Source organism: Gordonia sp. NPDC003429, assembly GCF_053588575.1.
In genome coordinates this window covers 65716-80215 of the sequence record NZ_JBSFQF010000012.1, presented here as the reverse complement: position 1 = coordinate 80215, position 14500 = coordinate 65716, and the positions used below count along the sequence as shown (strand labels likewise).

At 67.6% G+C, this 14500-nt stretch carries 13 protein-coding genes and 2 tRNA genes; 12 read left to right on the top strand and 3 right to left on the bottom strand.

From position 1 onward, the window contains the following. Positions 1-3: 3 nt before the first annotated feature. The 10 genes from dnaN to ACWDSI_RS15160 all read left to right on the top strand — a co-directional run bounded on the left by dnaN (position 4) and on the right by ACWDSI_RS15160 (position 10701). Positions 4-1173, top strand: coding sequence for a DNA polymerase III subunit beta (dnaN, locus tag ACWDSI_RS15205; protein WP_449757042.1), 1170 nt, complete (start codon positions 4-6; stop codon positions 1171-1173). Continuing rightward, on the top strand, positions 1173-2123 hold the full coding sequence (gene gnd / locus ACWDSI_RS15200) for a phosphogluconate dehydrogenase (NAD(+)-dependent, decarboxylating) (protein WP_449747986.1): 951 nt from the start codon (positions 1173-1175) through the stop codon (positions 2121-2123). The genes dnaN and gnd overlap by 1 nt, the downstream gene beginning before the upstream one ends. Positions 2124-2126: 3 nt before the next feature. Next, positions 2127-3329: a DNA replication/repair protein RecF gene (recF, locus tag ACWDSI_RS15195; RefSeq protein WP_449757041.1), complete on the top strand. Its 1203-nt coding sequence runs from the start codon at positions 2127-2129 to the stop codon at positions 3327-3329. Continuing rightward, positions 3326-3916, top strand: a complete 591-nt coding sequence (locus ACWDSI_RS15190; protein WP_449757040.1) for a DUF721 family protein — start codon at positions 3326-3328, stop codon at positions 3914-3916. Before recF ends, ACWDSI_RS15190 begins: the two co-directional genes overlap by 4 nt. Before the next feature lie 354 nt (positions 3917-4270). Beyond that, positions 4271-6316, top strand: coding sequence for a DNA topoisomerase (ATP-hydrolyzing) subunit B (gyrB, locus tag ACWDSI_RS15185; RefSeq protein WP_449747989.1), 2046 nt, complete (start codon positions 4271-4273; stop codon positions 6314-6316). Positions 6317-6368: 52 nt separating this feature from the next. Further along, positions 6369-8855, top strand: a complete 2487-nt coding sequence (gene gyrA / locus ACWDSI_RS15180) for a DNA gyrase subunit A (protein ID WP_449747990.1) — start codon at positions 6369-6371, stop codon at positions 8853-8855. Between the two features lie 123 nt (positions 8856-8978). After that, positions 8979-9890 (top strand): DUF3566 domain-containing protein, encoded by a 912-nt coding sequence (locus ACWDSI_RS15175; protein WP_449757039.1) that lies wholly within the window; start codon positions 8979-8981, stop codon positions 9888-9890. A gap of 74 nt (positions 9891-9964) precedes the next feature. Next, a tRNA-Ile gene (locus tag ACWDSI_RS15170) sits at positions 9965-10041 on the top strand. 9 nt (positions 10042-10050) lie between these two features. Beyond that, positions 10051-10126 (top strand) — tRNA-Ala (locus ACWDSI_RS15165). A gap of 164 nt (positions 10127-10290) precedes the next feature. Next, positions 10291-10701 carry a DUF1622 domain-containing protein gene (locus ACWDSI_RS15160; protein WP_449747992.1) on the top strand — a complete coding sequence of 137 codons (411 nt, stop codon included), beginning with the start codon at positions 10291-10293 and terminating at the stop codon, positions 10699-10701. Here ACWDSI_RS15160 and ACWDSI_RS15155 read toward each other — a convergent pair. From ACWDSI_RS15155 to ACWDSI_RS15145, 3 genes are all read right to left on the bottom strand, one after another. Continuing rightward, positions 10680-11390, bottom strand: a complete 711-nt coding sequence (locus ACWDSI_RS15155; protein WP_449757038.1) for a cutinase family protein — start codon at positions 11388-11390, stop codon at positions 10680-10682. The two genes, ACWDSI_RS15160 and ACWDSI_RS15155, sit on opposite strands and share 22 nt — an antisense overlap. Before the next feature lie 53 nt (positions 11391-11443). After that, positions 11444-11656, bottom strand: coding sequence for a DUF4190 domain-containing protein (locus ACWDSI_RS15150; protein WP_449747994.1), 213 nt, complete (start codon positions 11654-11656; stop codon positions 11444-11446). A 1067-nt stretch (positions 11657-12723) separates the two neighbouring features. After that, positions 12724-12903, bottom strand: a complete 180-nt coding sequence (locus tag ACWDSI_RS15145) for a hypothetical protein (RefSeq protein ID WP_449757037.1) — start codon at positions 12901-12903, stop codon at positions 12724-12726. A 69-nt stretch (positions 12904-12972) separates the two neighbouring features. Here ACWDSI_RS15145 and ACWDSI_RS15140 point away from each other — a divergent pair, with 69 nt between their 5' ends. Both ACWDSI_RS15140 and ACWDSI_RS15135 read left to right on the top strand, forming a co-directional pair. Beyond that, positions 12973-13503, top strand: a complete 531-nt coding sequence (locus ACWDSI_RS15140; protein WP_449748051.1) for a peptidylprolyl isomerase — start codon at positions 12973-12975, stop codon at positions 13501-13503. Positions 13504-13546: 43 nt separating this feature from the next. Beyond that, entirely contained in the window at positions 13547-14494 is a 948-nt protein-coding gene (locus ACWDSI_RS15135; RefSeq protein ID WP_449757036.1) for a rhomboid family intramembrane serine protease, read from the top strand. The last annotated feature ends 6 nt before the right edge of the window (positions 14495-14500 follow it).

Here is a 14500-nt window from a genome sequence, read left to right as displayed (position 1 = left end):
AGCATGAAGTTCCGTGTCGCGCGCGATCAGTTCGCCGATGCCGTTGCCTGGGTTGCCCGCAGCCTGCCCACTCGCCCGCCCGTTCCGGTGTTGGGGTGTGTCGTGTTACTTGCCGACGATTCCGGGCTCACCGTGTCGGGATTCGACTACGAGGTCTCCGCCCAGGAGACCATCGCGGCCGAGATCGCCGAGCCGGGTCAGGTACTGGTGTCCGGGCGACTGCTGGCCGACATCACCAAGGCGCTGCCCGCCAAACCGGTCGACGTCTCTCTGGACGGATCCCGCGTCGCCATCACCTGCGGCAGTGCGAAGTTCTCGTTGCCGACGATGCCGGTGGAGGACTACCCGCAGCTGCCCGACGTTCCGGGGGTCACCGGAACCATCCCGGCGCAGATCTTCGCCGAGGCCATCTCGCAGGTCGCCGTCGCCGCCGGCCGCGACGACACCCTGCCGATGCTCACCGGTGTGCGCGTGGAGATCGACGGCAAGACCGTCGTCCTGGCCGCCACCGACCGGTTCCGCCTCGCGGTGCGCGAATTGGAATGGGATCCCACCGATGACGCCGCGTCCGGTGCCGTCCTGGTACCCGCGAAGACCCTCTCCGACAGTGCTCGGACCGCGGGATCCGAAGGTACTGGCGATGTTTCGTTGGCGTTCGGTAGCGGCGCCGCCCTCGGGGGCGAGGGCATCCTCGGCATTCTCGGCGAGAACAAGCGCACCACCACCAGGCTGCTCGACGCGGAGTTCCCCAAGTTCCGGCAACTGTTGCCGGCCAGCCACACCGCGGTGGCCACCATCGACAGTTCCCCGCTGATCGACGCCATCAAGCGTGTGGCACTCGTCGCCGAACGCGGTGCTCAGGTCCGCATGGAGTTCACCGACGGATCGGTACTGCTCACCGCCGGAGGTGACGAGGCGGGTCGTGCCGAGGAGGAACTGCCGGTGCAGTTCCACGGCGAACCGTTGACCATCGCCTTCAATCCCACCTACCTGCAGGACGGGTTGTCGGCGATCGGGGTGCCCACCGTCGACTTCGGTTTCACCACCCCGAGCCGGCCGGCGGTGCTGCGGCCGTCCACCGGAGACGAGCCCGTCGCCGACGAATCGGGCGCGTTCGTCGCGCCCGACAGCGCATTCACGTATCTGCTCATGCCGGTGCGTCTGCCGGGCTGATGCAACTCGGGCTGATCGGGCTGGGCAAGATGGGTGCCAACATGCGCACCCGCATCGAACGTGCCGGTCACCAGGTGATCGGATACGACCCGCGGCCCGAGGTCACCGACGTCGCCTCGCCGGCGGAGTTGGTGGCGGCGTTGGACGCTCCCCGGGCCATCTGGATCATGGTGCCGTCGGGGGAGCCCACGCAGAGCACGGTGCGTCAACTGGCCGACCTCCTCGAACCCGGAGACATCGTGGTCGACGGCGGAAACTCCCGATACACCGATGACGCCGACCACGCAAAGATCCTGGGCGCCAAGGGAATCGGTTATATCGACTGCGGCGTGTCGGGCGGCGTGTGGGGTCTGGAGAACGGATACGGGCTGATGGCCGGCGGATCCGACGCCGACATCACGCGACTCATGCCGATCTTCGACGCACTGCGACCCGAGGGTGAGCGCGCCGACGGTTTTGTCCACGCCGGACCCGTCGGAGCCGGGCACTACGCCAAGATGGTGCACAACGGCGTCGAGTACGGCCTGATGCACGCCTACGGCGAAGGCTACGAACTGCTGTGCGCCGAACCGTTGATCGCCGACGTCGAGGGCACGCTGCGCGCGTGGACGCACGGTACGGTGATCCGGTCGTGGCTACTCGATCTGCTGGTACGCGCGTTGCAGGAAGATCCCGGGTTCACCGAGATCTCGGATTACACAACCGATTCCGGTGAAGGCCGATGGACGGTGGAAGAGGCCATCCGGCACGCGGTGCCCGCCAACGTGATATCCGCAGCGTTGTTCGCGCGATTCGCGTCCCGTCAGCAGGACGGTTCTCCCACGCTCAAAGCCGTGTCTGCGTTGCGCAACCAGTTCGGCGGGCACTCCGTGCACAACACCGCAGGCCGCAGTGTCGGCGAAACCTCGACGCCGAAAGACGAACCGCCGCAACGTCCATCGACGGACTGATCCGTGTTCGTCCGTGACCTGCGGCTGCGCGACTTCCGTTCCTGGCCCGATGTCGAGCTGAGCCTGGAACCGGGTCCGACGGTGTTCACCGGCCGCAACGGGTTCGGCAAGACCAACCTGATGGAGGCCCTGTATTACTTGGCCACCCTGCGGTCGCATCGGGTGAGTACCGATGCGCCGCTGGTGCGTTCGGGTACCGCGTCGGCCACGGTCACCGCGACGGTCGAGAACGCCGGGCGTGAACTCACCGCCACCCTGCAGATCAACGCCGAGGGCCCGAACAAGGCCTGGCTCAACGGATCTCCCGCGCGACGTCCGCGCGAACTGCTCGGCGTGCTGCGCACGGTACTGTTCGCGCCGGAGGATCTGCTGCTGGTGCGCGGCGACCCGGGTGACCGTCGACGATTCATCGACGAGCTCGTCGCGCAGCGCGGACCACGGTGGGCCGCGGCCCGCGCGGACTACGACCGGGTGCTGCGGCAGCGCTCGGCGCTGCTGAAGACCGCGGCCGCAGCACTGCGACGTGGGGGTCGCGACGGCGACTCGGTGATCAGCACCCTCGACGTGTGGGACGGACAACTCGCCGATCTCGGCGGCCAGGTGACCGCCGCCAGAATTGAGGTTCTGGGCGAGCTCGAACCACATTTCGCGCGGTCGTACGCGTCGATCGCCCCGCACTCGCGACCCGCGACCCTGCGGTACCGGCCCGCGGCCGGCGGCGACATCGTGCCCGCCGCCGGAGATTCGCCCGATGCAGGGCGCATCGCCGAGCAACTGCTGGCGCGCCTGGCCGAACTGCGCAGCAAGGAAATCGAACGCGGCCTGAGCCTGATCGGCCCGCACCGCGACGACATCGACATCGTGCTCGGCGACGAGGTGGCCAAGGGCTACGCCAGCCATGGCGAGTCCTGGTCGTTGGCGCTCGCGCTACGCCTCGGCTCGGTGGAACTGATCCGCGCCGACGGCATCGAACCGGTCATCATGCTCGACGACGTGTTCGCCGAGCTCGACGCCGCCCGCCGTCGCAAACTGGTCGAGCACACCGCGGGCGCGGAGCAGTTGCTCATCACCGCGGCCGTGGCCGACGACATCCCCACCGAGATCGGTGGGCGCCGCATCGGGGTGGACGTGACCGAGGACCCGGCCGGCGGCCGGCACTCGGTACTGCTGGATTCGTCGGACCGAAGCGGGAGAATGTCCTCATGACCCCTGCCGATGGAAACGCTGCGGACGGAAACGCTGCCGATGGAAACGCTGGCAACGGGGACGAGTCGTCGGCCGGCCTCGGCGGTTACGAACGCGCGCGGCGGGCGCTGGAGGAGGCGCGTGCGTCGGCTCGGGCGGCGGGAAAGTCGGTGGGTCACGGCCGGGCGTCGCCGGTCCGTCGTCCCCGGCCCCAGGGAAGTCGCCGACGGTGGTCGGGCGCGGGTCCCGATTCGCGGGATCCGCAGCCGTTCGGGCGGCTCGTCGGCGGGATCGCCCGCGATCGCGGGTGGGACCCGCACATCGCCGAAGGCACGATCTTCGGCCTGTGGCCGCAGATCGTGGGCCCCGACATCGCGGCTCATGCCCAGCCGGAATCGTTGCGCGACAAAGTATTACATGTGCAGGCGGAGTCCACCGCCTGGGCCACGCAGTTGCGGTATGTGCAGTCGCAGATTCTCGCGAAGATCGCCGCATCGGTCGGCGACGGGATGGTCACCTCGCTGCGCATCACCGGGCCGAAGGCCCCGTCGTGGCAGAAGGGACGACGTCACGTGCGTGGTCGCGGGCCGCGCGACACCTACGGCTGAACCGTGATTCCGGGTCGGCGGCGGCCCGTAGCGGAGGGCTCCGACAGATTCTGGGCAGAAAGCGCGTAGACGCCGGTTTTATCCCCAGACCACCGTCGACCGCGCCGGAGTCGGAAAAAATCGATCTGAGCGCGCGTTAGCGGCCCCGGATGCGTATCCCAGCATGGATGAGGCAGTACACTGTGGAGAGTTGTCCCGACAGGGATATGAGGTGACCGTTGGCGACGGGTTTTCGGTGGTACGTGGACTCGTCGACTGCGGTCGCCCGTGCGCGCATCACGGCCGTCGGCAAGCATACCGGCCGAGGGCGACCAGACAGAGCAGTCCTGAGCAGCAGAGGAGCGGACGAACCCCGTGGCCGACACGAACGACAAGAAGAGCCGGAAGAAGCCCGGTGAGTACGGCGCCGATTCGATCAGCATCCTCGAAGGACTCGAGGCTGTCCGCAAACGGCCCGGAATGTACATCGGGTCCACCGGTGAACGCGGCCTGCACCATCTGATCTGGGAGGTCGTCGACAACTCCGTCGACGAGGCGATGGCCGGCTACGCCAGCAAGGTCGACGTCACCCTCCTCGCAGATGGTGGCGTCGAGGTCATCGACGACGGCCGCGGTATCCCCACCAGCATGCATGCCACCGGCGTTCCGACGGTCGAAGTGGTGATGACCCAGCTGCACGCGGGCGGCAAGTTCGATTCCGACGCCTACGCGGTGTCCGGCGGCCTGCACGGCGTCGGTATCTCGGTGGTCAACGCGCTGTCCACCAAGGTGGAACTCGAGATCAACTACGGCGGTTTCCACTGGGAGCAGACCTACGACTACGCCAAACCCGGGCCGCTGATCAAGGGCGACGCCACCCGCAAAACCGGCACCATCGTGCGTTTCTGGCCGGACGCGGCGATCTTCGAGACCACCACGTTCTCCGCGGAAACCGTGGCCCGGCGGCTGCAGGAGATGGCGTTCCTCAACAAGGGACTGACCATCACCCTCACCGACGCCCGCCCCCAGGCCGCGCCGGATGCGGCCGAGGAATCCGACGACACCGCCGAGAAGGCCAAGACCGCACTCGAGCAGGCCGCCGAGGAGCAGTCGCCGCGGCCGGTGAAACCGCGCACCCGCACCTATCACTACCCAGACGGCCTCGTCGACTACATCAAGCACCTCAACCGCACCAAGCAGCCGATTCATGCGTCGGTCATCGGGTTCACCGGGCAGGGGACCGGCCACCAGGTCGAGATCGCCATGCAGTGGAACTCGGGCTATTCCGAGTCGGTGCACACCTTCGCCAACACGATCAACACGGTCGAGGGCGGTACCCACGAGGAAGGGTTCCGTGCGGCGCTCACCTCGACGGTCAACAAGTACGCCCTCGACAAGAAGCTCCTCAAGGAGAAGGACGGCAAGCTCACCGGCGACGACATCCGGGAGGGACTGGCAGCGGTCATCTCGGTGAAGGTGTCCGACCCGCAGTTCGAGGGCCAGACCAAGACCAAACTCGGCAACACCGAGGTCAAGAGCTTCGTGCAGCGCACCTGCAACGAGCACCTCGGTCACTGGTTCGAGGCCAATCCGGCCGAGGCCAAGATCATCGTGAAGAAGGCGGTCGACTCCGCGCAGGCCCGGATGGCGGCGCGCAAGGCGCGAGAACTGGTGCGGCGCAAGACCGCCACCGACATCGGCGGGTTGCCCGGCAAGCTCGCCGACTGCCGCAGCAACGACCCCACCAAGTGTGAGGTCTACATCGTCGAGGGTGACTCGGCGGGCGGGTCGGCCAAGTCGGGCCGCGATTCGATGTATCAGGCGATCCTGCCGATCCGCGGCAAGATCATCAATGTCGAGAAGGCGCGCATCGACAGGGTGTTGAAGAACACCGAGGTGCAGTCGATCATCACCGCGTTCGGTACCGGCATCCACGACGAGTTCGACCTCGCCAAGCTGCGGTATCACAAGATCGTGCTGATGGCCGACGCCGATGTGGACGGCCAGCACATCTCGACGCTGCTGCTCACCCTGTTGTTCCGGTTCATGCGACCGCTGATCGAGAACGGTCACGTCTACCTCGCGCAGCCGCCGCTGTACAAACTCAAGTGGCAGAAGTCGGAGCCGGAGTTCGCCTACTCCGACCGCGAGCGCGACGGCTTGCTCGAGGCCGGTCGCGCCGCGGGCCGCAAGATCAACGTCGACGACGGTATCCAGCGTTACAAGGGTCTCGGTGAGATGAACGCCAAGGAACTGTGGGAGACCACCATGGATCCGTCCGTGCGGGTGTTGCGTCAGGTGACGCTCGACGATGCCGCGGCGGCCGACGAACTCTTCTCGGTGCTGATGGGTGAAGACGTGGCCGCCCGCCGCAGCTTCATCGCGCGCAACGCGAAAGACGTTCGCTTCCTTGATGTCTGAGTGACATCCCAGTCCATCATCCACAGACCAGAGTCTCTAGAGAAGGTCACGAATGACTGACACCACCCTGCCACCCGGCGGCGAAGCGGGCGACCGCGTCGAGCCCGTCGATCTCGGCCAGGAGATGCAGAACAGCTACATCGACTACGCGATGAGCGTGATCGTGGGCCGGGCGCTGCCGGAGGTCCGCGACGGACTCAAGCCGGTGCACCGCCGTTTGCTGTACGCCTCCTACGACGCCGGGTTCCGGCCCGACCGCAGCTATGTGAAATCGGCGAAACCCGTTGCCGAGACGATGGGTAACTATCACCCCCACGGCGACAGCGCCATCTACGACGCGCTGGTGCGCATGGCCCAGCCGTGGTCGATGCGCTATCCGCTGGTCGACGGGCAGGGCAATTTCGGTTCCCGCGGCAACGACGGACCTGCCGCCATGCGCTACACCGAGGCACGCCTGACGCCCCTGGCCATGGAGATGCTACGCGACATCGACGAGGAGACAGTCGATTTCACGCCGAACTACGACGGCAAGACCAACGAGCCGACCGTCCTGCCCGCCCGCATCCCGAACCTGCTGATCAACGGTTCCGGCGGCATCGCGGTCGGCATGGCCACCAACATCCCGCCGCACAACCTCAATGAGGTTGCCGACGCCGTCTTCTGGTCACTCGAGCACCCCGACGCCGACGAGGAGTCTCTGCTCGCGGCGTGCATGGAGGCCATCAAGGGACCCGATTTCCCCACCGCCGCACTCATTGTCGGGGGCCAGGGCATCCGCGACGCCTACACCACCGGCCGCGGCAGCATCCGGATGCGCAGCGTGGTGGACATCGAGGAGAACAAGGGCACCACCATCCTCGTCGTCACCCAGTTGCCGTACCAGGTGAACCCGGACAATCTGATCGCGTCCATCGCCGAACAGGTCAACGAGGGAAAACTCAAGGGCATCAGCCGGATCGAGGATCAATCCTCCGATCGCGCCGGTATGCGCATCGTCATCACGTTGCGCCGCGACGCGGTGGCCAAGGTGGTGCTGAACAACCTCTACAAGCACAGCCAGCTGCAAACCAGCTTCGGCGCCAACATGCTGTCCATCGTCGACGGGGTGCCGCGCACCCTGCGTCTGGACCAGATGATCAGCTACTACGTCGCGCATCAGATCGACGTCATCGTGCGGCGCACCCGTTACCGGTTGCGCAAGGCAGAGGAACGCGCACACATTCTGCGCGGACTGGTCAAAGCCCTTGACGCACTTGACGAAGTGATCGCATTGATCCGTGCGTCGGCGAACACCGAGGAGGCCCGGCAAGGGCTGATCGGGCTGCTCGACATCGACGAGATCCAGGCCGACGCCATCCTCGCCATGCAGCTGCGCCGGCTGTCGGCGTTGGAGCGGCAGAAGATCATCGACGAACTCGCCGAGATCGAACGCGAGATCGCCGACCTCAAGGACATCCTGGACAAGCCGGAACGTCAGCGCGCCATCGTGCGTGATGAGCTGAAGGTGGTCGTCGACAAGTACGGCGACGAACGGCGCACCAAGATCATCGCCGCCGACGGTGACGTCACCGACGAGGACCTGATCGCCCGCGAGGACGTGGTGGTCACCATCACCGAGACCGGGTACGCCAAGCGCACCAAGACCGACCTGTATCGCAGCCAGCGCCGCGGCGGCAAGGGAGTGCAGGGCGCCGGCCTCAAACAAGACGACATCGTCAAGCACTTCTTCGTGAGCTCCACCCACGACTGGATTCTGTTCTTCACCACGAAGGGCCGGGTGTACAGGGCCAAGGCGTACGAGCTGCCCGAGGCCAACCGCACCGCGCGTGGCCAGCACGTCGCCAACCTGCTGGCGTTCCAGCCCGAGGAGCGCATCGCCCAGGTGATCCAGCTGCAGTCGTATGCCGACGCGCCGTATCTGGTGCTGGCCACCCGCAACGGTCTGGTGAAGAAGTCGCGGCTGGAGGACTTCGACTCCAACCGGTCCGGCGGTATCGCCGCGATCAACCTCCGCGGTGAGGACGAACTCGTCGGCGCCCAGTTGTGCAGCGCGGACGACGATCTGCTGCTGGTGTCGCAGAAGGGGCAGTCGATCCGGTTCCACGCCGACGACGAGACGCTGCGCCCGATGGGCCGGCAGACCTCCGGCGTGCAGGGCATGCGGTTCAACGGCGACGACACGCTGCTCTCGCTCAACGTGGTGCGGGAGGGCACGTACCTGCTGGTGGCCACCTCCGGTGGCTACGCCAAGCGCACCGGCATGGACGACTACCCGGTGCAGGGTCGCGGCGGCAAGGGTGTGCTGACCATTCAGCACGACCGCAGGCGCGGCGAGCTCATCGGCGCGATCATCGTCGACGACGACTCCGAGCTGTACGCGATCACCTCCGGTGGCGGCGTGATCCGCACCGCCGCCAAGCAGGTTCGCAAGGCCGGACGGCAGACCAAGGGCGTGCGGCTGATGGACCTGGCCGAGGGCACCACGCTGATCGCGATCGCCCGCAACGCTGACGAGCCGGAAACGGACGGTTCGGACTGACGCCACGTCGCGACGGTGCTGTGACCCCTGCAACCGTTAGGGTGGGGGTCACAGCAGTCGCCGGCGCGGCCGGTCGCAGAGCGGGCAAAGACCGACACGGGTAAGCCGAATGAGGGAAGACGAGTGAGCACACCGAACGACCCGGACAAGAACCAGCCGACGTCGCCGCCGAATGGAACCGGACCGGCGTCGGGATCGGCCGGTGCGTCGGGGGCGGGTGCCTCGGGCACACCACGCTCGGGTGGCCTCGTTCCTCCCTGGCAGCGGGGACCGAAAGACATTCCGGCCGGCGGGGGAGAGTCGTCGCCCAACGAGGGATCCCTCAACGGCAGTTCCCGTCCCGGGCCACCGCCGCGGGGCGTGGTGAGCGCAGGATCTCCGGCACCGTCGGCGCAGGGCGCCAACGGCGCGCAAGCGCCGGTGACCAAGCTGGACTCCAGCGCGCGCCCGGCTCCCTCCTCGGGCGGCGCCGCGGGTGGCGCCTCGTCACCGAAATCGGCAGGCGGCTTCGTCGAATCGCCGACGCGCACCATCGTGCGGGATCCGTCCGACGACGAGCAGCTTCCGGATCTGGATCTGATTCACCACACCGACGCGCGACGCGTGCCCCCGCAGGCCGCTCCGGCGGCTTCCGTCCCGCGGCCGGTGCCCACCCAGGTCGGGTCCTCGGCCGGGCTGCGCGCCTCGGTGCAGGTGCGCCGCATCGACCCGTGGGCCACGTTCAAGATCACCGCGGTGCTCTCGGTGGCCGGCTTCTTCATCTGGATGATCTCGGTGGCGGTGCTGTACCTGGTCCTCGACGGCATGGGCGTGTGGGATCAGGTCAACAGCTCGTTCGGCACCTTGGTGACCGCCGACGGTTCGTCGAGCTCGGGCGACATCATCGGGGCGGGCACGGTGTTCGGGTACGCGGCGCTGCTCGGCGCGGTCAACGCGATCCTGCTGACCGCCCTGGCCACCGTGGGCGCCTACATCTACAACCTGTGCGCCGACATGATCGGCGGCGCCGAGGTGACCCTGGCCGATCTCGACTAGTTCGCCGTCGAGCCGCCCTACCAGCCGTTTTGGTTGTTGTACGCGCCGTCGGGTAACCTCATTCTTCGGTTCACGGGCCTATAGCTCAGGCGGTTAGAGCGCTTCGCTGATAACGAAGAGGTCGGAGGTTCAAGTCCTCCTAGGCCCACCACTGGACCACGGGGCCTTAGCTCAGTTGGTAGAGCGCTGCCTTTGCAAGGCAGATGTCAGGAGTTCGAATCTCCTAGGCTCCACCACCCACCACCCCACCCGCCGCCGCCGTCCTGTATCTGTGTGGTGTTGGAGATTCTGGGTGCTGTAGCACCCAAGTGCTCCGAATCGACCCACGTTGAGCCGCAGCGGCGCCATGAAGCGCGGTTCGCACCCACCGAGGCGCACCACCCGAAGTACGCTCACCCGCATGGAGTCGGTGTTCACCGGGGTCGCCGTGGGTTTCGAGGTGATCGGCGCGTGCGCGATGATCATCGGCTTCGTCATCGCGGTGGTGCTGGGCATCCGGTCCCTGCGCCGCGGAGAAGGTGGCCAGATCGCGTTCGGAGTTCTGCGCACCACGTTGGGGTCGGCGATCCTGCTGGGACTCGAGGTGCTCGTCGCCGCCGACCTGATCCGCACGATCACGTCGAAGCCGTCGATCGAGGATGCAGTGATCCTGGGACTGATCGTGCTGATCCGGACCATCCTGTCGATGTCCATCCAGATCGAGATCGAGGGCGTGCTGCCGTGGCGACGTGCCCTGCTCACCAGTGGCGGTCAGCTACTGGGCAACGCCGTGGCCCGCGACAACGCCGCTCAGAGGCGCGCGGCCACGTAGTCGGCGGCCTGCACCTGCATGCCGTTGACGCCGTAGAGCACGTGCAGCGCATTGGGCTGGCCCACCGGCCCACCGTCGCACACCACGTCGCCGGGAATGCAGAAGCGCGTGGTCTTCGAGGCGTAAAGAGGCCCGATGGTCATCGGCGGCGCGCCGATGTCGCGGATCCAGCGTTGTGACGGCGGCGCGAACAGCACGACGGCCTTCACATGCGACGCCACCGACGTCGGCATCGGCTTCGGGGCCTGCGAGGCGTACTGCGCGTACTGTTCGGGAACCGAGATGCCGCTGTTGGCGGCGTAACTGGCCACGGCTCCACCCTGGGAGTAGCCGCCCAGTACCACGTCGGTCCCGGGACAGGTCGCGGCGAGGTACTTGATTCGGTCCTGCGCGTCGTTGATGCCCTGGACCACATTGCGCACGAATGCCACGCGATCGTTGAAATTGCTGCTGGCCGGGTAATTCACCCCGTATCCCACCACCGATTTGCCGGGGAGCCGGTTACGCAGCGTCTCGACGAACGAGATGCCGGTGAGCCCCAGCGGTGGCGCCGTTTCCGCCGTGCCGCGGGCAAACACCACCTCGACATCCGGGCACGGCGCGGCCGAGGCGTGCGGAGTTTGGGCCGCAGTGGCCGCGCCGACCGCGAACACGAGACCTGCCAGCAACATCAGGGAGCGCTTGACCATGGCCCGATGCTACGTGGCGCAAGTGAATCGCGTCAGCAACCGAAGGTCATGCGTCAGAAACCGAAGATCATGAGGTAGGCGATGATCGCCACGACCACCACCACGATGTAGGCCCAGCCCAGGTAGATCGCGACCTTGGCGAAGGGTTCCCCGTACTCACGGGTCCGTGCGATCTCACGCCGCGCCCGATAACCGAGATACATGCCGATCGGGAATGTGATGCCCAGGATCGACAGCACGAACGCCCAGATGGCGGTTCGGTTCATCCGGGGGGCACCGGTGGATCGCGCGGCACCGGGGCGCGGTCCGGCACCCGTCCGGCGTGCTGCGGACGTCCGAGGCGCGGCCACGGTTCCCTCCTGATCGTCGACACCGGGTCCCCCCGGACGCGCAGTCGCCGCATCCGGGGCCGATGTGATCGCAGAGTACGCCCGGGGTGCGACATCATCGGCCGCACCATCGGTGGCCGGCACATTGGGCGCCGCGGGCGCGGAGTCGGTGAGGCGGGGTCCGGCGTCCAGAGGTCCCCGCGACGGCGGACGGAACAGGGGTGACTCGGCGTTGTCGGCAGGTACCCGGGTGGTATCTGCGGGTGCGCTCTCGCGCCTCGGTGGTGCGGCGGCCGGTGGTGGACCACCCGGCGGGGTCACCGACTGCGGTGGCCGGCCTTGTCCCGGAGGCGGCATGCCGGGTCGACGTGGCGGCGGGGATCCGCGTCCGGCAGGCGGTCGAGCGTTGGGGCCCGGTGGTGCCGGCCGGTACCCGGGGGGCGGACCCGGTCGCCATCCGGTCGATCCCGTGGGTCGTTGATCAGGCGAAGGGGGAGCCGAACCATTGGGAGCTGAACCGTTCGCTGGACGAGGCGGCGGTCCGGCCGGAGGACGTCGCTGCTGACCGGTCGAATACGGGTTGCCGTCACGGATCGGCGCGCTCGGTGCCGACCGGGGACCGGTGGGAGAGGGAGGCACCGACTGCGGGCCGCTGGCATGCCGCGGGGCCGGGGGTGGGGTGGCGGGACTCGTGGAGAGTCGTTCCCATGGCGGCAGCGTTGCTCCCGTCGCAGACCCGCTGCCCGTCGCAGATCCGCTGTCCCCCGCAGACCCGCTGCCCCCCGCAGACCCGCTGCCCGTCGCAGAGCCGCTGCCCGGCGCGGAATCGGCCGCGCCGGCGGCATCCTCGGCGGGTACCGGGGCGCGCGCGACGCCGGTGTCGGCGTCGGGCCCGGTACGGGTCTCGTCGGAGTTCACCAGTTCAAATTACCGTTACCGAGTCGTTGCCACCGCACCGACCGCTGTATTGACGGCCGCAAAGGTGGGCGACGCCACTCGTCGGATCATCGGGCGGTGCTGGTCTCCGGTGTCCCCGGCGTCTCCGACAACTCCTCGATCCGCGGCACCGTCGCCGATATCGGTGGGGGTTCGGGACGGGTCCGACGCAGGATCAGGACCGTCGTCGCAATCGCCGACAACACCGCCAGCGCCCCCGCGGTGACGAGCAGATACTTCTTCGACATGCGTCCCAGCGTGCCAGGATGGGCCTGCTCGACGCCACTTCGGTGGGCTTCGCCGGAGAAGATGGTTGGATGGATGGCGTGAGTACACACACGCAGACCGCGACCATCCACACCAACCGCGGTGACATCGTTGTCGACCTGTTCGGAAACCACGCCCCCAAGACCGTGGCCAATTTCGTCGGTCTCGCCGACGGCACCAAGGACTACTCCCAGCCGAACGCCTCCGGCGGCGACTCCGGCCCGTTCTACGACGGATCGGTGTTCCACCGCGTCATCGAGGGCTTCATGGTTCAGGGCGGTGACCCCACCGGTACGGGCCGCGGCGGCCCGGGCTACAAGTTCGAGGACGAGTTCCACCCGGACCTGCGCTTCGACCGCCCCTACCTGCTGGCAATGGCGAATGCCGGACCGGGCACCAACGGCTCGCAGTTCTTCATCACCGTCGGACCCACCCCGCATCTGAATCGTCGCCACACCATCTTCGGTGAGGTGTCCGACCCGAAGTCGCAGCAGGTGGTCGACGCGATCGCCACCACCGCCACCGACCGGGCCGACCGTCCGCTCGAGCCGGTCGTGATCGAGAAGATCGAGATCAGCTGAACCAGCCAAAGGCACACAGGATCGCAGTTACGGCCGCGCCGCGATGACCGGACCGCAATACCCCACGGGCAACGCGCAACCCGCCGGGGCGCAGCCCGTCTGCTACCGACATCCCGACCGCCCCACCTGGCTGTCCTGCAGCCGGTGTGGGCGGCCGGCGTGTCCGGAGTGCCTCCAACCCGCCGCGGTCGGGCAGCACTGTGTGGACTGTCGGCGGGGCGACGGCATGCAACGCGCCACCGTGCCCACCTTCGGCGACCAGGGCGTGCGGCCCGTCGCGCCCAAGGCGGTGGTGGCGCGGCGCCCGGTCGCCACCTACGGCCTCATCGCGATCAACGTCGCCGTCTTCATCGCCTGCGTGATCGAGGCCAGATCCTTCGACGCAGGCCTGGCCCCCCTCTTCCAGCACGGCGACCTCGTCGGCCTCTACGTGTCCGACGGCCAGTACTGGCGACTGCTGACCGCGGGGTTCCTGCACTTCACGGTCTTGCACATCGCGGTCAACATGATCTCGCTGTACATCCTGGGCCGCGACCTGGAGATAGCCCTCGGGATAGGGCGCTATCTGATGGTGTATTTCATCTCGCTGTTCGGCGGCAGCGCCGCGGTGATGCTGTTCGAGGCGAACAACGTGCGGTCGGCGGGCGCATCGGGCGCCATCTACGGACTCATGGGCGCCATGCTGGTGGTGGTGCTCAAGGCGCGGATCTCGCCGACGCCGGTCCTCGTGATCATCGGCGTCAACCTGGCGCTCTCGTTCTCCATGCCGGGGATCTCCGTGGCCGCCCATGTGGGCGGGCTGGTGTTCGGTGCCGCCGCCACCGCTGCGGTGGTGTATCTGCCCGGACTCGTGTTGTCGCCGCAGACCCTGACCGCGGATCGCGCGGCCCGAGTCGGCTGGATCGCGTTGTGCGCGCTCCTGGTGGTCGCGATCGGTATCGGTGTCGGCGCGGGCGCCCTGGGTGTCGGCACCGGAACCCTCGTCCGCTGACGCGGC